Here is an 18,689-nt window from a genome sequence, read left to right as displayed (position 1 = left end):
CGGGTCATCCGCATCCGACGGTTGACGAGAGCGGCTTCCGTATCCAAACTCGACCGGCTCATCAAGCAGGCCCGATGCCGAGCGTGACTCTTACATCATTCACTGAACCCCCACCGGCTTTCGCAGCATCCGATGGGAGGCTCTGAACGATGTCTCAGACCCGAGCGGTGGGCGGCGTCCCCCGGAAAGGGGACGTTCTCGTAGAATCTCTGCGTGGTGGATGACGAACTCGCGCGCTCCGGCGTGCCCGACGCGGCAGGCGTGCCCGTGTTCGTCGATGCATCGGGGCGTCGCTTCCGCCGGGTCCGCATCCTGGGTGCGGTGGTGTTGGGGCTGGTCGCGCTCTACGTCGCACTGGTCGTGAGCGCGTTCCTCGGGGGCCCGCGGATCGGCATCCCGCTGCTCCCGATGCCGGAACCGCCCGCCAGCGCGAGTGGCCCCGGCGCCGCCCCGTCCACTCCCGTGGCGACGCCGTCGCCTGCCTCGGACCCGGTCGCCACGAGCGCACCCGAGCAGCCGGTGGTCGCCGTCGCGCCGGCGCCCGCCCCGCAGCCGGCCGCCACATCCGCTCCCGGGCACGCTGCGACCACACCGCCGTCCTCACGGCCGTCGCCCACCGCGTCGCCGTCGCCCGCATCCACCCCGCCCGGCAAGAGCGCGACCGCACCGGGGCAGAGCAAGAGACCCACCCGCCCGTGAGGCGCGCCGCTCCCCGCGGGGCCCGCGGGCCGCTGCGTGCGCACTGGGTCGTGCTCGCCGCCATCCTGATCGCGGTGTCCGTGTCGCTGCTGGTCCAGGGGTACACGCAGCACCTCGCCGGCATCGGGGATGACGCGGTGACGGCGTCCGGATCCGCGGGGCGCGTGCCGTCGGCGGTCGCGTCCGGCGGCCCGGTCATCGATTCCCGTGGCGAGACGCCGCGGACGGCAGGCCCACGACCCCGCACGATCGCGCTGACGTTCGACGACGGCCCGGACCCGCGCTGGACGCCCGAGATCCTCCAGCTCCTCCGCCGCCATCACGCCCACGCCACCTTCTTCATGGTCGGGACGGAGGCGATCGCCCATCCGGACCTCGTCCGCCAGGTCGTGGCGGGCGGCAACGAGGTCGGCGTGCACACCCTCACGCACGTCGACCTGAGCACGGTGCCGGAGTGGCGGCGCCGGCTGGAGGTCCAGACCGCTCAGCAGGCGATCGTCGACGCGACCGGGCAGACCACGTCGCTGCTCCGGCCGCCGTACAGCTCCGAGAACGACGCGGTCACCGACGGGATGTGGACCGCGATCCGCTCCGTCGGCGCGGACGGCTACCTGACCGTGCTGTCGACCCGGGACGGCGAGGATTGGCGACGTCCGGGAGCACCCGCCATCGAGCGGGCGATCGAGCCGACCGACGGCTCCGGCCAGGTGGTGCTGCTCCACGACGGCGGCGGGGACCGCAGCCAGACCGTGCGGGCGCTCGACAGCGCGCTCTCCCGGCTGGACGCCGAGGGCTACACGGTCACAACAGTCGGCCGGGCGGTCGGCCTGGGACCGACGATGCAGAACGCCTCGGCGCCCGAGCGCGTGGCGGCCGCCATGACGGTGTGGGGCATCCGGATGAGCGGCGCCGTCGTCGACGCCATCACGATCGCGCTCGTCGTGAGCGGCCTGGTCATGCTCGTCCGCGTCGTGCTCGTGATGGCGACCGCGGTGCGGCACCGCCGGAGCACACGCGGGCGTCATCGTCCCGAGGCGCCCGCCCGGCCGGAGGCCACGGAGCCGGTGACCGTCATCGTCCCGGCGTACAACGAGGCGGCGGGGATCGAGGCGGCCGTCCGGTCGCTCGTCGCCTCCACGCATCCCGTCGAGGTGATCGTGGTGGACGACGGCTCGACCGACGGCACCGCGGACATCGTGGCGGGGCTCGGTCTGCCGGTCCGTCTCATCCGCCAGCGCAACGGCGGCAAGCCGTCGGCGCTCAACGCGGGCCTTCGGGCGGCGCAGAACGACATCGTGGTCATGGTGGACGGCGACACGGTCTTCGAGCCCGGAACCGTGCATGCGCTGATCCAGCCGCTGAGCGATCCCTCCGTCGGCGCCGTCTCCGGCAACACCAAGATCGTGAACCGGCAGGGGATCCTCGGCTCCTGGCAGCACATCGAGTACGTCGTCGGGTTCAACCTCGACCGCCGTCTCTTCGACGTGGCCGAGTGCATGCCGACCGTGCCGGGCGCGATCGGCGCGTTCCGCCGTTCGGCGCTCGAACGGATCGGAGGGGTGAGCGACGACACCCTCGCCGAGGACACCGACCTCACGATGGCCCTGTGCCGCGACGGCTGGCGCGTGGTCTACGAGGACGGCGCGCGTGCGTGGACGGAGGCCCCGGCGTCGCTCGGCGCGCTCTGGAAGCAGCGGTACCGCTGGTGCTACGGGACCATCCAGGCCATGTGGAAGCACCGCGGCGCGCTCGTCCAGGGCGGTCAGGCGGGCAAGCTGGGCCGTCGCGGCCTGACCTACCTCCTGGTGCTCCAGGTGCTCCTCCCGCTGTTCGCCCCGGTGGTGGACCTCTTCGCGGTGTACGGGCTGATCTTCCTGGATCCGGTGCGCATCGCCGCCCTCTGGCTCGCGTTCCTGGCGGTGCAGTTCGGGATGGCCTGGTACGCGTTCCGGATCGACCGTGAGCGCCTGAAGCCGTTGTGGACGCTGCCCCTGCAGCAGGTGGTCTACCGCCAGCTGATGTACCTAGTGGTGATCCAGTCCGTGTTCACGGCCGTCGCGGGCACCCGGCTGCGCTGGCACCGGATGGAGCGGTACGGCTCGCTCGCCGTGCGCGCCCAGCCCGACCAGGGCTGAACACCGCTTCCGGCTACGTCAGGCTCCGGCGCGCACCTCCCGCCGCGCCCAGTCCTCGAAGGCCGTCGCCGGGCGCCCGAGCACCGCTTCGACGTCGGAGCTGAGGTAGGCGTCGGAGCCGGAGGCGATCCCGCGGAGCATCGCCATCCGCCACTCGATGTAGCCGTCGGGCAGTCCTTGGCTGCGCAGTCGCTCGATGTGGACGGTGTCCAGTTCGGAGACGTAGCGGGTGGTCCGTCCGGACACCTCGGTGAGGATGCGCGCCGCCTCGTCGAAGTCGATGGCGTGCGGGCCGGAGAGCTCGAGGATGCGCCCGCCGAAGTCGTCGCCGGTCAGCGCGGCCGCGGCGACGTCGGCGATGTCGTCCACGTCGATGAACGGCTCCCGGCCGTCGCCCACGGGCGCGTAGAAGGCGCCGTCGTCGTCAGGCACGAACATCGCCTCGGTGAAGTTCTGGGCGAAGTGGCTTGGCCGGAGGATGGTCCACTCGAGCGGGCCGCGGCTGAGGGCCGCCTCGGCGCGCGCAACGGCCCCGTCCGGGAGGAACTCGACGCCACGGGCCGAGAGGAGCACCGCGCGCCCGACGTGCAACTCGGCCGCGGTCGCCAGGAAGCGTTCGAGGAGCGGGCTCCAGTCGGACGCGGAGCCGGGGCCGACGATGAAGACGCCGTCCACATCCTGCAGCGCGGGCGCCCAGGTGCTCTCGTCGCGCCAGTCGAATCGGGGGTGGTGCTGCGGCCGACGGCGCGGACGGTGTGGCCCTGCGCTTCGAGTCGTTCGGCGAGGCGGCGGCCGGTTTTTCCGGTGCCGCCGAGGAGGAGGAGTGTTGACATGCCGATGATGCTAGTTGCGGCGCGGTGGACGGGAAATGTCCATTCTGCCCCGATCGATACGTGATCGTCTAATCTGGATGGATGGACGTGCTCGGCGATGTGCTCGAACGCGCCCGGGCCCGAGGTGCGGTCTTCTCGGTCCTGAGGCGCGTCGAACCGTGGGGTCTGCTGTTCGGCGGCTCCCGGGTGCTCACGGCGCACATCCTGCTGGACGGGCGGGCCTGGCTCGAGCAGGAAGGCGAGAAGCCGGTCGAACTCGAGCAGCGCGCCGTCCTCCTGATGACGTCGGGCACGGAGTACGCGATCGTGAGCGAGCCCGCGGCGCGGCGCGAGGCCATCCACGACGCCCGGGTCGCGGGCACCGTCACCGAGGCCGGACCCTCGGCGACCGTGCTCTGCGGCGCCTACACGCTCGAAGGGAGCGTCGCCGCCGCGGTGCTGTCCGAGCTTCCGCGACCGGTGGTGATCCCGCCGGCCTGGCAGGAGCCGACGCACCGGCTGGCGATCCAGCTGCTCGCCGACGAGGCCGCGCGGGAGACGCCCGGCCAGCAGGCCCTCCTCGACCGGTTGCTCGACACCAATCTCGTGTACGCGCTGCGCGCCTGGTGGCTGCACTCGGCCGAGACCGCGCCGGGATGGTTCACCGCGCTCGCGGACCCGGACCTGCGCCGCGTGCTCGAGGCGATCCATGCCCGGCCGGCGGATCCATGGACCCTGCCCGAGCTGGCCAGGGTCGCACGGATGTCGCGCTCCGGGTTCGCGGGCCGGTTCAGCCGCCAGGTCGGCGTCGCGCCCGCGGCTTACCTCACGGCCGTCCGGATGGAGCGGGCGGAGGAGGCGCTGCGGCACACCGACGCGACGCTGGGCGAGATCGCGACGGCGGTCGGGTACAGCAACCCGTTCGCCTTCGCCACGGCCTTCCGCCGGTACCACGGGATCGCCCCCGGTCGCTGGAGGCAGCGGGCCCGCGGCGAGGATTTCGCCGAGACGGTCAGCCCTGCACCGTCGGGCGGATGACGATCTCGTTCACATCCACCTCGTCCGGCTGGGAGATGGCGTATCCGATGGCGGCGGCGACCGCCGACGCGGGCATGGCGATCGCCTCGGCAGCTGCCCGCGCCGCGCCCTGGGCCTCGGCGCTTCCGCCGCGCTCGGTGAGCTCGCTCCGGGTGAGCCCCGGGCTGATCACCGTCACGCGCACATCCCGGCTCTCCTGGCGGAGACCCTCCGACAGCGCCGAGACGGCGAACTTGGTCGCGCTGTAGACCGCGGCGGTGGGATCGACGCGTCGGCCCGAGACGGACGACACGGTGACGATGTGGCCGCGGCCACGCTCGGTCATGTGCGGGAGGGCGGCCGCGATGCCGTTGAGCACGCCGCGCAGGTTGACGTCGATCATCTGCTCCCACTCGTCCACCCGGAGGTCGGCCAGCGGCGAGAGCGCCATGACGCCCGCGTTGTTGACCAGCACGTCGATGCGGCCGTGCGCCCGCACCGCGGCGTCGATGGCGGAGCGGACGCTCCTGGAGTCGGTGACGTCGAGCGTCGCCACCTCGATCTCGCCGCCACGGCGGCGGACGTCATCGGCGAGGGCGTCGAGGCGGTCGGTGCGGCGGGCGCCCGCGATCACCAGGTGGCCCTCGGCGGCGAGGCGCCGGGCCGTGGCCTCGCCGATCCCGCTGCTGGCGCCGGTGATGAACACGATCTTCTTCTTCTCGGGGGGCAGCATGTCTTCCTTCTGGTGGTGCGTGAACAGAGTCGGGAAGCGAGTCCACCACCGCCGGGGCGGCTGTGGAAGGCAGCCGTGGCCGGGGTGCGGCACACCCTGTCTCATCGCGGCCGCCGGAGCCGCCTTCGTCGTGCCTCCGGCCCCGTACCATGGAGCCGTGGCGAACCGCGACGAGACGCAGCTCGGCGCGTTCCTCCGGGCGACGCGCGCGAGCACGACGCCGGACGCCGCGGGATTCGGCGGCGGAGGCACGTCGGGTCGCCGGGTGCCCGGGCTGCGCCGCGAGGAGGTCGCGGTGCTCGCCGGGGTCAGCGTCGACTACTACGCGCGCCTCGAACAGGGCCGCGAACGGAACCCGTCGCCGCAGGTGCTGGACGCGATCGGCAGTGCCCTCCGACTCCCGCCCGAGGCGCGCGAGCACCTGTTCCGCCTGGCCGGCGTCTCTCCGCAGGCCGCCCGTCCGGAGCCGTCCGACGAGGTGCATCCCGCTCTGCTCGAAGTGCTCACGACATCGCGCGGAGCGGCCGCGTACGTGCTGGGCCGGGCCTTCGACGTGCTGGCCACCAACGACATCGCCGCTGAGCTGCTGGCGCCCTTCGGGACCGAGCGCAACATGGTGCGGGTGCTGTTCACGCATCCCCGGGCCGCCGAGGTGTTCCCTGGGCTCGACGAGCTGCGCGCCAACACGGTCGGCGCGCTCCGGCTGAACCTCGGCCTGTTCCCCGGCGATCCCCGGATCCGGACCGTGCTCTCGCAGATGGCCGGCGCCTCCCCGGAGTTCTGGGAGCTCTGGCGGCGCAACCGCGTCAACAAGCTGACGCGCGCCTTCAAGGTGTTCCAGCATCCGGTCGCCGGTCGCATCGAGCTGACCTACCAGACCTTCGAGACCGTGGATGCGCCGGGCCAGCAGCTGCTGATCGGCACGCCGGCGTCCGGGAGCAGCAGCGAGGCGGCCCTCCGCAGGCTGGCATCCGCCGGCCCGGAGTGACGAGCGGCCGAAGGGGGTGCGGTACACCCCGGCCGGCGGAGCCTTGTCGGCGGCCGCCCAGGGCCCCACTGTGGACGTACCCGGAACCGCTTCGAGAGACGAGACACCATGCCCGAGATCCTGGAGATCACCACCCTCCGCCCCGCCCCCGGTCTGACCCCGGCCGACTTCGTCGCGGCCAACGAGGACATCGACGCCTACCTGCGGCGGCAGGAGGGCTTCCTCTGGCGCCGCATCTCCGTGCGCGACGACGGGATGGTGGTGGACATCGTGGCCTACGACAGCCTGGAGCATGCGGAGCGGGGCGCCGACGGCATCACCGGCGAGATGGGCGGATCCCCGGTGCACGCCACGATCGACCACAGCACGGTCGACTGGCGGCTCACGAGCGTCATCCACGCGGTGGACTGACCGCGGCACGTCCTCCGGCCGCCACTGGTGCACGCCCGCCCGTGCTGCCAGACTGGCGCCGTTTCCGCCCGTCGATGGCGCAGACGAGACCCAGAGGAGAGCACAGATGAGCATCACAGAACCGTCGCCGAACGGTCGGCCGACCGTCGTCCTGGTCCACGGGGCGTTCGCCGAATCGTCCAGCTGGAACGGCGTCATCGCGGGGCTCCTCGCCGACGGCTTCCCCGTGATCGCGGCCGCGAATCCGCTTCGCGGCGTGGCGTCCGACGCCGCTTACGTCCGCACGCTCCTGGGCGACGTCAGTGGGGACCTGATCCTCGTCGGCCACTCCTACGGCGGCGCGGTGATCACGAACGCGGCGAAGGGACTGGACCAGGTCAAGGCGCTCGTCTTCGTCGGCGCCTTCGCGCCCGACGAGGGGAGAGCGCGGGGCAGCTCGCGGGCAAGTACGAGGGCGGCACCCTCGGTGACACCCTGACGGCGGTCGATCTCGGCGCGCAGGGCAACGACCTCTACATCGTCCAGAGCCGGTACCACGACCAGTTCGCCGCCGATTCGCCGGCCGACGTCACGGCGGCCATGGCGGTGACGCAGCGTCCGATCCGGGAGGCGGCGCTCAACGAGGCGTCGGGCGCACCCGCGTGGCGCGACATCCCCTCGTGGTTCCTGTTCGGCTCCGAGGACAAGAACATCCCCGCCGAGAGCCACCGCTTCATGGCGGAACGCGCGGGGTCGCGGCACACCGTCGAGGTCGCGGGCGGATCGCACACGGTCGGCATCCCGGAGGCGGCGCAGGTCGTCGCGCTGATCCGCGAGGCGGCCGACGCGGTCGCCGGCTGAGACGCCGACGCCGACGCCGAGGGCGCCGCACGCGCACCCCGCGCGCCGCGTCAGAACCGCGCCAGGTACGCCCTCGCCGCGTTGTACGCGCCCGACGCGATCAGCCCCGCGCCCAGTGCGAACAGGATGGTGGGCCCGAGCGGGAGCCGCTCGAGCGACTCCATAGCGCCGTCCAGGCCCGTCGCGTCGTCCGGCCGCGCGGTGACCGCCGCGACGACGAAGAGCACCCCGGCCACGCCGACGACGACGCCCTTGGAGAGGTAGCCGACCGTGCCGAGGATGAGCATCCCGAGCCGCGCGTGCCCGCTCGGCATCGTGATGTCCCGCGTGAACGTCTGACGGACGCCCTTCGACATGAAGTAGCCGCCGATCCCGACGGTGGCGATGCCGACCAGCGCGAGCAGCACCGGGCCGCCCGGGAGGGAAAGGATGCCAGCGCTCAGGTCGCGCGTCGTCTGGCGGGCGTGGGTCGGGTGCCCCTGCGCGAAGGCGAGGGCCGTCAGCCCGAGCGCGAGGTACGCCGCCGCCTTGCCGAGATTCGTCGCCCGCGCCCACCACTTCTTCGTCTCCGTGCTGCCGGTGACGAGTGCGGTCTGGATGATCAGCCAGAGCGCGAGCGCGAACAGTCCGGCCACGCTGATCCAGAGCACGACGAATCCGCCGGGCACCTTCGCCACCGCCTCGAGGGCGCCGGTCTGGTCCGCCTCCCCGAAGTGGTTGATGCCGAGTTGCACGGCGAGCGCGCCGAGCAGCACCTGCAGCAGTGCGCTCGCGCCGAAGCCGGCGCGCGCGAGCACCTCGAGCACCTTGTTGTCGCCCGCCGTACGGGCCGCCCGCCGCAACTCCCGTTTGGCGCCCGCGGCCGAGGTCATGTGCCGTGCACCTGCTTCTGCGACATCGGGTCCTCGATCGGCTCGCCCTCGACGCGGACCGTGCGCCAGGTGTCCAGCGCGATGACCCCGCCGAGCACGGCGAGGGACAGGGCGACGGACGCGGTGGTGTCGCTGATCCAGTGGTATCCGAGGTAGAGCCGGCTGACGATCTGCAGCACGATGCCGAACACGGCGACGGCGAAAGCGAGCACGGTGACCCACGGGCGCTGGATGCGGCTCGCGATCAGGAACGCGAGGATCAGCAGGAAGTCGGAGGTTCCCAGCACGTGGCCGGAGGGGAACGAGAACGAGTGGTCCGGCCCGAACAGCATCAGGCCGATCGGCGGCCGTGGATGCTGCACGATCGGGGCCAGCACGCCCGCGAGCAGGACACCGGTCAGCATCCCCGCTGCCAGCAGCACCGGCCGCCACAGGTGCCGTGCGGCCACGATCCACACCACGACCACGACGAGCACGATGATCGGCATCGCGATCGGCCCGAAGATGATGGCCAGCCCGATCATGAACCCGGTCGTCTCGTTCGAGCGGAGGGCGTTGATCCACTTCTCCACCGGCAGGTCGAGCCGCTCGAAGCCGGTGTGGGTGGCCACCCCGACGAGCAGGAACAGGAAGGCCGCGAGGCCGACCGCGACGAGCACGACCGACGTGATGTAGAGCCGTCGCCGCGCCTCCGCCGGGATGTAGCGCTCCTCCACGACGAACTTCTGGTTCCACTCGGAGAGCGCGCGTCTTCTTCCGGAGTCGGTGCTCGTCATCGGGTGCACCGGGCTAGGGGTTTCGGGCCTGTCATGCGTCGGGTGGTCCTCGGGTCTTCCTCGTGAGATGAAACTCGCCTTGTAACGTACGCCGAAGTGGGCCGGAGGGGAATCGCACGCCCTGACTCGTCGCGCGGTCACCCGGTAGGCTGGCCCCGTGCTTCTCTCCGATCGCGACATCAAAGCCGAGCTGGGTGCTGGCCGGATCGCCCTGGAGCCGTTCGAGCCGGCGATGGTCCAGCCGTCGAGCGTCGATGTGCGGCTCGACCGGTTCTTCCGGCTGTTCGACAACCACAAGTACCCGTTCATCGACCCGGCGGAGGACCAGCCGGAGCTGACGCGGTTCGTCGAGGTGGATGCCGACCAGCCGTTCATCCTGCACCCGGGGGAGTTCGTGCTCGGCTCGACGTTCGAGCTCGTCAGCCTCCCAGACGATGTTGCGGCGCGCCTGGAGGGCAAGAGCTCGCTCGGCCGGCTCGGGCTGCTGACCCACTCCACCGCCGGCTTCATCGACCCGGGGTTCTCGGGCCACGTGACCCTCGAGCTGAGCAACGTGGCGACGCTGCCGATCAAGCTGTGGCCGGGCATGAAGATCGGCCAGATGTGCTTCTTCCGGCTGTCGTCCGCCGCCGAGAAGCCGTACGGTTCGGCCGAGTACTCCTCGCGGTACCAGGGGCAGCGCGGCCCGACCGCATCCCGCTCGTACCTGAACTTCCACCGCACCGACGTGTCCACCACCGAAGCGGGCCGCCCGTCCTGACCTGATCCCTGACCGCCGACCGAGGGGGCACCATGAGCGAGACCACCGACCGGGCGTTCGCGCGGGCCCTGATCAGCTCGGGGCCGATGGAGCACAACCCGCAGCGCATCCAGCTGTTCGGCCGTCTGGTCGGAAGCTGGAGCGCCGACGTCCGGCTGCTGGACGAGCGGACCGGGGTCTGGGCGGAGTCCGTGCAGGAGTGGATCTTCGCGTACACGCTCGGCGGCCGCGCCGTGCAGGACGTGCTCGTCAAGCGTGACGAGAGCGACCCCGACGGCGCCCGCGGGCGCGGATCCACCGTGCGCGTCTACGACACCACGCTCGGCGCCTGGCGGGTCAGCTGGTTCGGCGCAGAGGCCGGCGACTTCTGCACCCTCGTGGCCACCCCGTACCGCCGTGACGGGATCCGGCAGGACGGCACCCAGACCGACGGGCGGCCCATCCGCTGGAACTTCTCGAACATCACGGACGACTCGTTCGAGTGGGACGGCTGGGTCTCCGACGACGAGGGCCGCACCTGGTGGCTCGAGCAGCACATCGACGCGACCCGCACCGGGTGAGGTCGCTGCCGTGTTCGACGACTTCGAGTCCCCCGAGCTGGACCGGACCGTCTGGCTGCCGCACTACCTGCCCGCCTGGAGCTCGCTGGCCGAGACACGGGCGAGCTACCTCATCCACGACTCGCACCTCGAGCTGAGCATCCCTCCCGAGCAGGGTCTGTGGTGCGGAGGCGATCACGAGCCGCCGCTGCGGGTGTCGGGACTGCAGACCGGCAACTTCTCCGGGCGGGTCGGCACGACCGTCGGGCAGCAGCCGTACCAGGAGGGCCTGACGGTGCGCGAGGAGCAGGCAGAGTTCCGCGGCTGCCTCGTCGATCGCGGGACGGTCGGGATGCGCGCCTCCCTCTACCTCGGTCCCCGGTCGATGGCGTCGCTGTGGCTGGTCGGCTTCGAGGATGCGCCCGAACGCAGCGGGGAGCTGTGCGTGATGGAGGTCTTCGGCCGCGACGTGACCCCCGACCAGGCACTCGTCGGCATGGGGTTCCACGCCTTCCGCGACCCGCGGCTGGCCGAGGACTTCGAGCGGATGCGGTTGGCGATCGACGTGACCGAGCCGCACGCGTACGAGGCGCATTGGGACGGCGAGGAGGCGACGTTCCGGGTGGACGGCCGCGTGGTGCGGATGCTGGATGCGCCTCCGCAGTACCCGCTGCAACTCATGCTGGCCGTGTTCGACTTCCCGGGCTGGCCGGACGAGCGCGACCCGGAGCACCGTTTCGTACCGACTCTGTCGGTCGACCGGGTGTGGGCGAACTGATTCGTGCGTTCACGGATGCGGCTTCCGGCATACGCGGGAAGACTTATCCACAACGAATTACACAGGTGGAAAATAGTGAGTCAGACTCACAGCTGACCTGAAGCTTCGAGTGCCTCATCCGCGTACAGAGCGGGCAGCTGCAGCGTCAGCCACGGGCTGAACGCCCAGGGGGTCGCCTCCACCGACGAGAGCAGGGAACGCGGGTCCGCCCACGCCCACTCGGCCACCTCGGACGGCGACGGGTCGAGCTCGCCGACGATGGTCGCAGTGAAGACCGGGCACACCTCGAACTCGACGATGCCGGCGGCGTCCACCGCGCGGTAACGGAAGTCGGGGAGCACGGGCACGAGGTTGTCGATCTTCGCGCCGAGCTCGTCGGCGGCGCGGCGGCGGACCGCCTCCTCCATCGCCTCACCCGGGCCCGGGTGGCCGCAGAACGAGTTGGTCCACACCCCGGGCCACGTCGCCTTGCCCAGGGCGCGGCGGGTGACCAGGATGCGTCCCTCCCCGTCGAAGAGGTGGCACGAGAACGCCAGGTGCAGCGGGGTGTCGGTGGTGTGCACCGTGGCCTTGTCCGCCGTGCCGATCGGAGTGCCGTCCGCGGCGAGCAGCACGACCTCTTCGCGGGGTGGCGTCATGCGTCCATCCTAGGCTCGCCGGTCGGCGATCCTCCGTCCTTCTCGGCAGGCCTCCAGCCGAGGTTGCGGGCCATCGTCTCGAGGGTCGCCATGGTGGTGGCGTAGTCGCCCTCCGGGATGCCGCGCGCCAGCTCTCGGCGGACGCGTGCGACGCGTTCGGACGCGCGGTCATGGGCGGCGCGGCCCTCGTCGGTCAGGGTCGCCCGGTCCCCGTCGAACCACACCCAGCCGCGCTCGACGAAGTCCGCCAGGACGCGATGGATGCGGTATCCGCGACGGTGCCCGCGGTCGTGTCCGCGGCCCTGGTGCGGGTCGTCGGAGAAGGGATGGCCAGGGCGGCCGGGCGCGTACGCGGCGGCGCCGAAAGGGCCGTAGCCGTGCGCGCCGGGGAACGAGGCGCCGGGGGTCGGGCCGTATCCGCGTCCGTACCCGCGACCGCCGCGGAAGGGTGCGGCCGGGCCGTAGCCTGCGCGGGCGGCGCCGAAGGCGAAGCCGCGATCGAAGCCGCGGACGTATCCCCGCTCGAAGGCCTGCTCGAAATGGTGGTGGCCGTGGTGGTCGTGGTCGTGGTGGTGACCGTGGTCGTGGTGGTCGTGGTGGTCGTGGTCGTGCTCGTGGTCGAGTCCGTGGTCCTGCGGGTACTCGGGCCCGCCGCCGTGCTCGGGGTGGCGTCCGTGTCCGCGCTCATGCCCGGGCGCATGGCGTTCCGGCTCTGCGCTTCCGTCCGCGTCCGTCGGTCGCTCGTCGGGCTGCGTCTGCGGGCGTCCGCCGGTCTCGGCGTACGCCTGCTCGTCGCGGGGTTCCTGGCTGCGCCAGCCTGGGTGTGCGACGCGGCCGAAGCGCTCGCGGGGATCTCCGCTGCCCGCACGGTGCGGCCGTCGCCCGCCGTCGGGCAGGCGGTGCGCCAGCTCCTCGGGGGTGGCCGGACCGTCCGCGAGGGTGTGGAGGATGCGCCAGCTTCCGCGGCGCAGGTCCAGGTCGGCGAGCGCGTCGCGCATCCGCTCGTGCAGCCGGCCTTCGATCACGCCGAACCAGTATCCGGGCGGCGTCTGTGTGGAGTCGTCGATGTTCGTCATCGGTGGCTCTCCTTTCATTACATGTACTGTTACAAGTAAATGTATAGTTACATGCATGAATGGTGGGCGTCAAGACGATTCCGGGGTTCCGCCAGAAGCGGACATCGTGGCCATGATCGAGCACGCGCTGCTCGCCGTGCGGCGCGACCAGTCGCGGCGCCGTCCGCCCTGGGCGGAGGGGATGCCGCACGGCCACGCCCACGGACACCACGGCGGCCACTGGGCACCCGGGCCGATGGGCGGCGGACCCTTCGGCGGTGTTCCGGGACCGCAGGCCGGAGGCGGTCCGTTCGGCGACTCGGCGCGACCCGGTCCCGGACGCCGCACCCGCGACGGCTCGCTCGGGCGCTTCGCGCGCGTCCGGATGCTGGAGGCGCTGGAGGCCGCGCACGCCGACGGCCGCGACCTCTCCGTCAGCGGGGTCGCCGCCGCCATCGGGGTGGACCAGCCGCGCGCCAGCCGTCTGGTGCAGGAGGGCGTGGAGCGCGGGCTCGTGCGTCGCGTGCCGGACCCGTCCGACGCCCGCCGCGCGCTCATCCAGCTGACGACCGCTGGGCGCGCCCAACTCGATGAGCTCCGTTCGCACCGCCGTTCCGCCGTCGAGACCGCCCTCGCGGGGTTCACGCCCGAGGAGGCGCGTACGTTCGCGCAACTCTTCGACCGCTTCGTCCGCGCCTGGCCGCGCCCCGCCGCCGCGCCCGACTCCGGCCCCGCCCACCCGGCGGACCCGGCCGGCCCAGGCTCACCCGATCCCGACTCGGCCGACCCCGACCTCTGACGCGCCTCCGTCCCTCCCGAACCCGACCCCGCCGAGTGGTGACATCATGCGGCAATTCGGCGGGGATTCGCGCATCCGCTCACGACTCGATCGCCGGGCCTCATCGCCGGGTGGGGTCTCCCGCGCCGACTGGTGACTTAACGTCCCAACCGCCGCCGAGTGGTGACATGATGCGGCAACTCGGCGTGGTTTCGCGCACCCACTCACGACTCGATCGCCCACGCGCCCGCCGGGCGCCCCGCGGTGCTCAGCGCGCCCGCGCGCGGTGCGGCGCCCGCACGGGCAGCAGCAGGCCGAGGCCGATCGCCAGCACGAGGACGATCGCGAGGATGCCCCAGAACTGCGCGCCGCCGACCGCGACGAACACCGCGAACAGTGTCGGCGCCAGGAACGACACCGCGCGGCCGGTCGTCGCATAGAGCCCGAACACCTCGCCCTCGCGGCCGGCCGGCGTCACGCGGGCCAGGAACGTCCGGCTGGCGGACTGCGCCGGCCCGACGAACAGGCAGAGAACGAGTCCGCCGACCCAGAACGCGGCCGCGCCGAGGTCGTGAGTGAAGAAGACGGCGAGCCCGGCGACGATGAGCCCGACGAGCGACGTCACGATGACCGCTTTCGGGCCGAAGCGGTCGTCCAGCCGCCCGGACAGGAGCGTGCTCACGCCGGCGACGACGTTGGCGGCGATCGCGAAGATGATCACCTGGCCGCTGGTGAACCCGAACGTGCCCTGCGCCAGGATGCCGCCGAACGTGAACACCCCCACCAGCCCGTCCCGGAACAGCGCGGACGCGATGAGGAAGAGGACCGTGTTCCGGCTCTCCTTCCACAGCCGGCCGATGTCGCGCACGAGCACCGCGTACGAGGCGAAGAAGCCGACCCGCGGGGTCCGCGCGTTCGGCGGGATCTCCGGGACGACGAACAGCACGGGCAGCGAGAACACGAGGGTCCAGAGCGCGGCGATGAGCGCGATGATGCGGATGTTGAGTCCGGCGTCCGTCGGGACGTGCAGCATCCCGCCCGTCCCGTCGGCGTTGCTCGTGACTAGGCCGAAGTAGACGACGAGCAGCAGGACGATCCCGCCGAGGTAGCCGGCGCCCCAGCCGAGTCCGCTGACGCGCCCGACGGTCCTCGGGGTCGACACCTGCACGAGCATGGCGTTGTAGTTGACGGTCGCGATCTCGTAGAAGACGGTGCCGACCGCCACGAGCGCGACGCCGAGGAGGAAGTACGCGGGCTCGCCGACGACGAAGAACATGAGCGCCGTCACCACGACCACGGCCCCGGTGTTGATGCCCAGCCACAGCTTGCGGCGCCCGGATCCGTCGGTGCGCTGGCCGAGGACGGGCGCGATCAGCGCGACGACGATGCCGGCGATCCCGACGCCCCACGCCAATCCACTCGACAGCGCGGCGACGGCTGCGTCGTAGGCGGCGTGCGCCGGGCCCGAGGTGCCGGTCTCGGCGTTCTTGGCCGCGACGACGGACGGCTCGACGAAGAGGCTGCTGGTGAGGTACACGGTGAAGACGAACGTCGTGATGACCGCATTGAACGCGGCGCCGCCCCAGTCCCACGACGCCCACGCGACCACCCAGCGGGTGGGGATGCGACGGTCCGTCGTGCTGTCGGCGAAGAGCGGACTCGCGGTGCTCACGAGGGCGTCGTCGCCCGTGCCGCGACCGGGCAGGTCGGTGGTCATGGGGACAGCGTAGGGCCGGGCGGGGAACGGCCGGTGAACGACGCGGGCGGCGGCTTTCCGTGATCGCACGGATTCTGCGCGGCGCGCCCTCGCCCTAGCGTGGCGACAACCGACATCGGAGGTCGCCCGTGAGCACTGCCCCCACCGCCCCCACTGCACCCACCGCCCCCAATCCGTACGGCTGGGTGCGGCACCTGCTGCCCCGCGTCGTCATCGGCGCGCTGATCGCCGCGGCGCTGGTCGGCGTCTACGCCGTCATCCTCGGCCGCTTCGACGAGACTTGCTGGCGGCTGATCGGCACCATCGCGCTGTTCGTCTTCTTCGCCCTGATCTCCTGGTACGACGCGGATGTGTCCGCCCGCAGGGCCGCCTGGTTCGGCGCGGTGAGCGTCATCACCTCGGTGTACCTGTTCGGCATCGGCCTGTGGAAGGTGTGGATGCCGTCGCAGCCGTACGACCCCGGGCAGCCCTGGTGGGAGCCGTTCTCGTGGTTCCTGCTGGTGCTGGTGACGCGCGTGGGCCTGCTGCACATCCACCTCGTCCTGAACACGCAGCGGCGGTTTACCGGCCCGATCATGAGCAAGGTGACCGTGGCGACGCTCGTGCTGGTCGGCCTGCTGACGGCGGGGCTGTCCGCGCCGCTGATCTGGACGCGCGTGGACTTCGGCGACACGTACTGGCGGCTGGTCGCGGTGGTGGCGATCCTGGATGCGCTGGGCACGGTGCTGATCCCGCTCACGTACCAGCTGTTCGGGCCGAAAGCGGCACCATCCGTGCCTCCGGCGCCCGTCGCATTCGCGCCTGCGCCCGTACCGCAGGCGGCTCCGGCGCCGGCGCCCGCATCCGCCGCATCCGCCGCATCCGCCTCATCCGCCGCACCCGCACCCGCCGCACCCGAGGCCCCCGCCTCCGCGTACCCCCGCCTCGACGCCGCCACCGGTCTCCGCCTCGAGTGGCCGCGCTACATCAACGGCCAGCCGCTGCCCGCCCGCGCCGACGGGTCTCCCGACTTCACCGGCGTCGTCGGCTACTGAGCCCGCCCGCTCAGATCGTCGCGGGGAGGCTGTACACCGTCCCGCGGTCGTCGCCGCGCACCTGCCGGTGCAGGTTCTCCATCGTCACGTCGAGCTGGTTGGCGGTGCCGGCCGCGGCGGTCAGGTCGCGCAGCAGACCCTCGGGCACCTCGCCGTCGTACTTGTAGTAGATCTTGTGCTCGAGGCTGGCCCAGAAGTCCATGGCGACGGTCCGCAGCTGGATCTCCACCGGCACCAGCACCGGCCCATCGCTGAGGAACACGGGTACCTCGACGATGACGTGCAGGCTCTTGTAGCCGTTCGGCTTGGGATGCGCGATGTAGTCCTTCACCCGCAGCGTCCGCACATCCTCCTGCGCCGTCAGCAGGTCGAAGACGCGGTACACGTCGGATACGAAGCTGCACACGATCCGGATGCCCGCGATGTCGGTGATCGCGTCGCGGATGGCGTCGAAGCTCGGCTCGCAGTTCTTCCGGATGACCTTCTGCTCGATGCTCTCCGGCGACTTCAGCCGGCTCGAGATGTGCTCGATGGGGTTGTAGTCGTGGAGTTCGGCGAACTCCTCGCGCAGGATGCCGACCTTGGTCGAGATCTCGTCGATGCCGAACTTGTACGGCATGATGAACCGCGCGAAGTCGTCCCGGAACGCCTGCACCTCGCTCATGGTGGCGGGGTCGATGCTCTGCAGCGCTTCGATCGCGCGGCTGGAGAGGAGCGGGGCGGCGGCGGGATCCGTGTCCATGCGATCGACGCTAGCGACGGTGCTTGTGGGCTCGGTGTGAATCGCTCCGTCCGCCGCGGGGTCGGGCCTATGGTGACGCTATGGCCCACACGCTCACGGGAGACGCCGACCTGTTCCTGCCGGAGTTCGACGACCCGCCCGCCGAGCCGGGGGCCTGCTCGACGAGTGGCTCCGCCGCGCGAAGGAGCGAGGCGTGCGCGAGGCGCTCGCCGCGACGTTGGCGACCACCGGGGAGGGCGGGGCGCCGGATGCGCGCACGGTCGCTCTCCGGCGGCTCACGGCGGACGGCGTCGAATTCGGCACCTCGTCCGACAGCGGGAAGGGGCGCCAGCTCGCCGCCGACCCGCGCGCCGCCGTGGTGCTGTACTGGCGCGAGCTCCTGCAGCAGCTGCGGGTGACCGGACGCGTCGAGCGCCTCGGCGAGGCCGAGTCGGACGACCTCTTCGCGCGCCGCACGCGCGAGGCGCAGGCCGCCACCCTGGTGAGCGAGCAGGATGCTCCCCTCGACGACCTGGACCGGCTGCGCGACGCCGCACGCGACATCCTGGGCGCCGAGGGCCCGATCGGCCGTCCGGAGCGCTGGTACGCCTATCGCGTCGTTCCCGAGCTGATCGAGTTCTGGCACGGCAGCCCGGACCGCCTGCACCGCCGGCTGCGTTACGTCCGGGACGACGAGGGCGTGTGGTCGGTCTCGCGCGTTCAGCCGTAGGGGCTGGTCGGCGGTGGGCGACGCGACGGCTCAGCCGCTGCTGATCCTGTTCTGCGGTCTGCCCGGATCGGGCAAGACGACCGCTGCGCGCGAGCGCGAACGCGAGACCGGGGCGATCCGGTTCAGCACGGACGAGTGGATGGCGGATCTAGGAGTCGACTACTTCGACCCGCTGCGCGACCGCATCCAGGCACGTCTCGACCGGCTCTGGCGTGAGCTGCTCGAGCACGGGCAGAGCGTCATCCTGGAAGACGGGACGTGGACACGGCGCGAGCGCGACGAGATCCGGCGCTTCGCGGGACGGGTCGGCGCCGTCACCGAACTCCACTGCTTCGACCTGCCGATCGAGGAGCTCTGGAGACGTCTGGAAGCCAGGAACGCGCGTCCTGGCCGCGGTGTGGTGCCGATCACGCGAGAGCTGCTCGACGCGTCGGTCCGCCGCTTCGAGCGTCCCGACGCGCGCGAGCAGGCGTTGTTCGATCGCTGCATCGTGCACGCCTAGCGGCGGCTGCGTCCGGCCGCGCCGGGAATAGCGACCGCCACCCCAAAGTTGAGTCTCGTGTACTCAAGTTTTGGACTCGCCCTCTTGACAGCATCCGACCCGGATGACAGTCTTGAGTCGTCGAGGCTCAAGTCTTGACCAGAGACTTTCAGCA

General features: G+C 71.7%; 21 protein-coding genes and 1 pseudogene. 14 read left to right on the top strand and 8 right to left on the bottom strand.

Annotation, left to right across the window (positions count from 1 at the left end; translation table 11 throughout):
• The first annotated feature begins 213 nt into the window (after window positions 1–213).
• Both ACQ86M_RS13745 and ACQ86M_RS13740 read left to right on the top strand, forming a co-directional pair.
• Entirely contained in the window at window positions 214–699 is a 486-nt protein-coding gene (locus ACQ86M_RS13745; protein ID WP_431219220.1) for a hypothetical protein, read from the top strand.
• Complete coding sequence (locus ACQ86M_RS13740) at window positions 696–2,834, top strand: bifunctional polysaccharide deacetylase/glycosyltransferase family 2 protein (protein WP_431245876.1); 2,139 nt, start codon at window positions 696–698, stop codon at window positions 2,832–2,834. Before ACQ86M_RS13745 ends, ACQ86M_RS13740 begins: the two co-directional genes overlap by 4 nt.
• A gap of 18 nt (window positions 2,835–2,852) precedes the next feature.
• Here the strand turns inward: ACQ86M_RS13740 and ACQ86M_RS13735 are convergent.
• Window positions 2,853–3,539: pseudogene (locus ACQ86M_RS13735) on the bottom strand (NAD(P)H-binding protein); the annotation flags it as partial.
• A gap of 209 nt (window positions 3,540–3,748) precedes the next feature.
• Between ACQ86M_RS13735 and ACQ86M_RS13730 the strand changes: the two are divergent.
• On the top strand, window positions 3,749–4,684 hold the full coding sequence (locus ACQ86M_RS13730; protein WP_431245875.1) for a cupin domain-containing protein: 936 nt from the start codon (window positions 3,749–3,751) through the stop codon (window positions 4,682–4,684).
• Here the strand turns inward: ACQ86M_RS13730 and ACQ86M_RS13725 are convergent.
• On the bottom strand, window positions 4,659–5,396 hold the full coding sequence (locus ACQ86M_RS13725) for an SDR family oxidoreductase (RefSeq protein WP_431245874.1): 738 nt from the start codon (window positions 5,394–5,396) through the stop codon (window positions 4,659–4,661). The genes ACQ86M_RS13730 and ACQ86M_RS13725 overlap by 26 nt on opposite strands.
• A 157-nt stretch (window positions 5,397–5,553) precedes the next feature.
• Here ACQ86M_RS13725 and ACQ86M_RS13720 point away from each other — a divergent pair, with 157 nt between their 5' ends.
• From ACQ86M_RS13720 to ACQ86M_RS13705, 4 genes are all read left to right on the top strand, one after another.
• Window positions 5,554–6,384 carry a helix-turn-helix transcriptional regulator gene (locus tag ACQ86M_RS13720; RefSeq protein WP_431245873.1) on the top strand — a complete coding sequence of 277 codons (831 nt, stop codon included), beginning with the start codon at window positions 5,554–5,556 and terminating at the stop codon, window positions 6,382–6,384.
• Between the two features lie 108 nt (window positions 6,385–6,492).
• A complete protein-coding gene (locus tag ACQ86M_RS13715; protein WP_431219215.1) occupies window positions 6,493–6,795 on the top strand; it encodes a hypothetical protein in 303 nt (100 codons plus the stop codon).
• Window positions 6,796–6,901: 106 nt separating this feature from the next.
• On the top strand, window positions 6,902–7,273 hold the full coding sequence (locus ACQ86M_RS13710; protein ID WP_431245872.1) for an alpha/beta fold hydrolase: 372 nt from the start codon (window positions 6,902–6,904) through the stop codon (window positions 7,271–7,273).
• 107 nt (window positions 7,274–7,380) lie between these two features.
• Entirely contained in the window at window positions 7,381–7,635 is a 255-nt protein-coding gene (locus ACQ86M_RS13705) for an alpha/beta fold hydrolase (RefSeq protein ID WP_431245871.1), read from the top strand.
• Between the two features lie 50 nt (window positions 7,636–7,685).
• On the opposite strand, the gene ACQ86M_RS13700 is transcribed toward ACQ86M_RS13705, so the two are convergent.
• Complete coding sequence (locus ACQ86M_RS13700) at window positions 7,686–8,507, bottom strand: DUF1206 domain-containing protein (protein ID WP_431245870.1); 822 nt, start codon at window positions 8,505–8,507, stop codon at window positions 7,686–7,688.
• Complete coding sequence (locus tag ACQ86M_RS13695; protein ID WP_431245869.1) at window positions 8,504–9,283, bottom strand: phosphatase PAP2 family protein; 780 nt, start codon at window positions 9,281–9,283, stop codon at window positions 8,504–8,506. The genes ACQ86M_RS13700 and ACQ86M_RS13695 overlap by 4 nt, the downstream gene beginning before the upstream one ends.
• A 157-nt stretch (window positions 9,284–9,440) precedes the next feature.
• Here ACQ86M_RS13695 and dcd point away from each other — a divergent pair, with 157 nt between their 5' ends.
• From dcd to ACQ86M_RS13680, 3 genes are read left to right on the top strand one after another with little or no spacing between them, the layout of a single operon-like run.
• Window positions 9,441–10,043, top strand: a complete 603-nt coding sequence (dcd, locus tag ACQ86M_RS13690; protein ID WP_431219212.1) for a dCTP deaminase — start codon at window positions 9,441–9,443, stop codon at window positions 10,041–10,043.
• 32 nt (window positions 10,044–10,075) lie between these two features.
• Window positions 10,076–10,603 carry a hypothetical protein gene (locus ACQ86M_RS13685; protein WP_431245868.1) on the top strand — a complete coding sequence of 176 codons (528 nt, stop codon included), beginning with the start codon at window positions 10,076–10,078 and terminating at the stop codon, window positions 10,601–10,603.
• Between the two features lie 10 nt (window positions 10,604–10,613).
• Entirely contained in the window at window positions 10,614–11,360 is a 747-nt protein-coding gene (locus tag ACQ86M_RS13680; RefSeq protein WP_431245867.1) for a glycoside hydrolase family 16 protein, read from the top strand.
• Between the two features lie 86 nt (window positions 11,361–11,446).
• On the opposite strand, the gene idi is transcribed toward ACQ86M_RS13680, so the two are convergent.
• Together idi and ACQ86M_RS13670 are read right to left on the bottom strand one after the other, a co-directional pair.
• Window positions 11,447–11,998, bottom strand: coding sequence for an isopentenyl-diphosphate Delta-isomerase (idi, locus tag ACQ86M_RS13675; RefSeq protein ID WP_431245866.1), 552 nt, complete (start codon window positions 11,996–11,998; stop codon window positions 11,447–11,449).
• Complete coding sequence (locus tag ACQ86M_RS13670; RefSeq protein ID WP_431245865.1) at window positions 11,995–13,074, bottom strand: hypothetical protein; 1,080 nt, start codon at window positions 13,072–13,074, stop codon at window positions 11,995–11,997. The genes idi and ACQ86M_RS13670 overlap by 4 nt, the downstream gene beginning before the upstream one ends.
• A gap of 112 nt (window positions 13,075–13,186) precedes the next feature.
• Between ACQ86M_RS13670 and ACQ86M_RS13665 the strand changes: the two genes are divergently transcribed.
• The gene (locus ACQ86M_RS13665) at window positions 13,187–13,852 is read left to right on the top strand and encodes a MarR family winged helix-turn-helix transcriptional regulator (protein ID WP_431247891.1); all 666 of its coding nucleotides are present in this window, start codon (window positions 13,187–13,189) and stop codon (window positions 13,850–13,852) included.
• Window positions 13,853–14,099: 247 nt separating this feature from the next.
• Here ACQ86M_RS13665 and ACQ86M_RS13660 read toward each other — a convergent pair whose 3' ends face one another.
• Entirely contained in the window at window positions 14,100–15,548 is a 1,449-nt protein-coding gene (locus ACQ86M_RS13660; protein WP_431245864.1) for an MFS transporter, read from the bottom strand.
• 128 nt (window positions 15,549–15,676) lie between these two features.
• Here ACQ86M_RS13660 and ACQ86M_RS13655 point away from each other — a divergent pair, with 128 nt between their 5' ends.
• Entirely contained in the window at window positions 15,677–16,582 is a 906-nt protein-coding gene (locus ACQ86M_RS13655) for a hypothetical protein (RefSeq protein ID WP_431245863.1), read from the top strand.
• A 10-nt stretch (window positions 16,583–16,592) separates the two neighbouring features.
• Here the strand turns inward: ACQ86M_RS13655 and ACQ86M_RS13650 are convergent, their stop codons facing one another.
• Window positions 16,593–17,324: a GTP pyrophosphokinase gene (locus tag ACQ86M_RS13650; RefSeq protein WP_431219205.1), complete on the bottom strand. Its 732-nt coding sequence runs from the start codon at window positions 17,322–17,324 to the stop codon at window positions 16,593–16,595.
• Between the two features lie 193 nt (window positions 17,325–17,517).
• Here ACQ86M_RS13650 and ACQ86M_RS13645 point away from each other — a divergent pair, with 193 nt between their 5' ends.
• Window positions 17,518–18,033 carry a pyridoxine/pyridoxamine 5'-phosphate oxidase gene (locus ACQ86M_RS13645; RefSeq protein WP_431245862.1) on the top strand — a complete coding sequence of 172 codons (516 nt, stop codon included), beginning with the start codon at window positions 17,518–17,520 and terminating at the stop codon, window positions 18,031–18,033.
• 13 nt (window positions 18,034–18,046) lie between these two features.
• Window positions 18,047–18,535, top strand: a complete 489-nt coding sequence (locus tag ACQ86M_RS13640) for an AAA family ATPase (protein WP_431245861.1) — start codon at window positions 18,047–18,049, stop codon at window positions 18,533–18,535.
• Window positions 18,536–18,689: the final 154 nt, after the last annotated feature.

This window comes from Leifsonia xyli subsp. cynodontis, assembly GCF_050632205.1.
In the GTDB taxonomy this organism is placed as follows: domain Bacteria; phylum Actinomycetota; class Actinomycetes; order Actinomycetales; family Microbacteriaceae; genus Leifsonia; species Leifsonia xyli_D.
This window is presented reverse-complemented; position numbering and strand designations above follow the sequence as displayed.

Bases quoted from the DNA above. Each gene is read 5' to 3' on its own strand.
- ACQ86M_RS13730 (WP_431245875.1), top strand. From the start codon at position 3,749: ATGGACGTGCTCGGCGATGTGCTCGAACGCGCCCGGGCCCGAGGTGCG.
- ACQ86M_RS13725 (WP_431245874.1), bottom strand. From the start codon at position 5,396: ATGCTGCCCCCCGAGAAGAAGAAGATCGTGTTCATCACCGGCGCCAGC.
- ACQ86M_RS13715 (WP_431219215.1), top strand. From the start codon at position 6,493: ATGCCCGAGATCCTGGAGATCACCACCCTCCGCCCCGCCCCCGGTCTG.
- ACQ86M_RS13710 (WP_431245872.1), top strand. From the start codon at position 6,902: ATGAGCATCACAGAACCGTCGCCGAACGGTCGGCCGACCGTCGTCCTG.
- ACQ86M_RS13700 (WP_431245870.1), bottom strand. From the start codon at position 8,507: ATGACCTCGGCCGCGGGCGCCAAACGGGAGTTGCGGCGGGCGGCCCGT.
- ACQ86M_RS13695 (WP_431245869.1), bottom strand. From the start codon at position 9,283: ATGACGAGCACCGACTCCGGAAGAAGACGCGCGCTCTCCGAGTGGAAC.
- ACQ86M_RS13685 (WP_431245868.1), top strand. From the start codon at position 10,076: ATGAGCGAGACCACCGACCGGGCGTTCGCGCGGGCCCTGATCAGCTCG.
- idi (WP_431245866.1), bottom strand. From the start codon at position 11,998: ATGACGCCACCCCGCGAAGAGGTCGTGCTGCTCGCCGCGGACGGCACT.
- ACQ86M_RS13670 (WP_431245865.1), bottom strand. From the start codon at position 13,074: ATGACGAACATCGACGACTCCACACAGACGCCGCCCGGATACTGGTTC.
- ACQ86M_RS13665 (WP_431247891.1), top strand. From the start codon at position 13,187: ATGATCGAGCACGCGCTGCTCGCCGTGCGGCGCGACCAGTCGCGGCGC.
- ACQ86M_RS13660 (WP_431245864.1), bottom strand. From the start codon at position 15,548: ATGACCACCGACCTGCCCGGTCGCGGCACGGGCGACGACGCCCTCGTG.
- ACQ86M_RS13650 (WP_431219205.1), bottom strand. From the start codon at position 17,324: ATGGACACGGATCCCGCCGCCGCCCCGCTCCTCTCCAGCCGCGCGATC.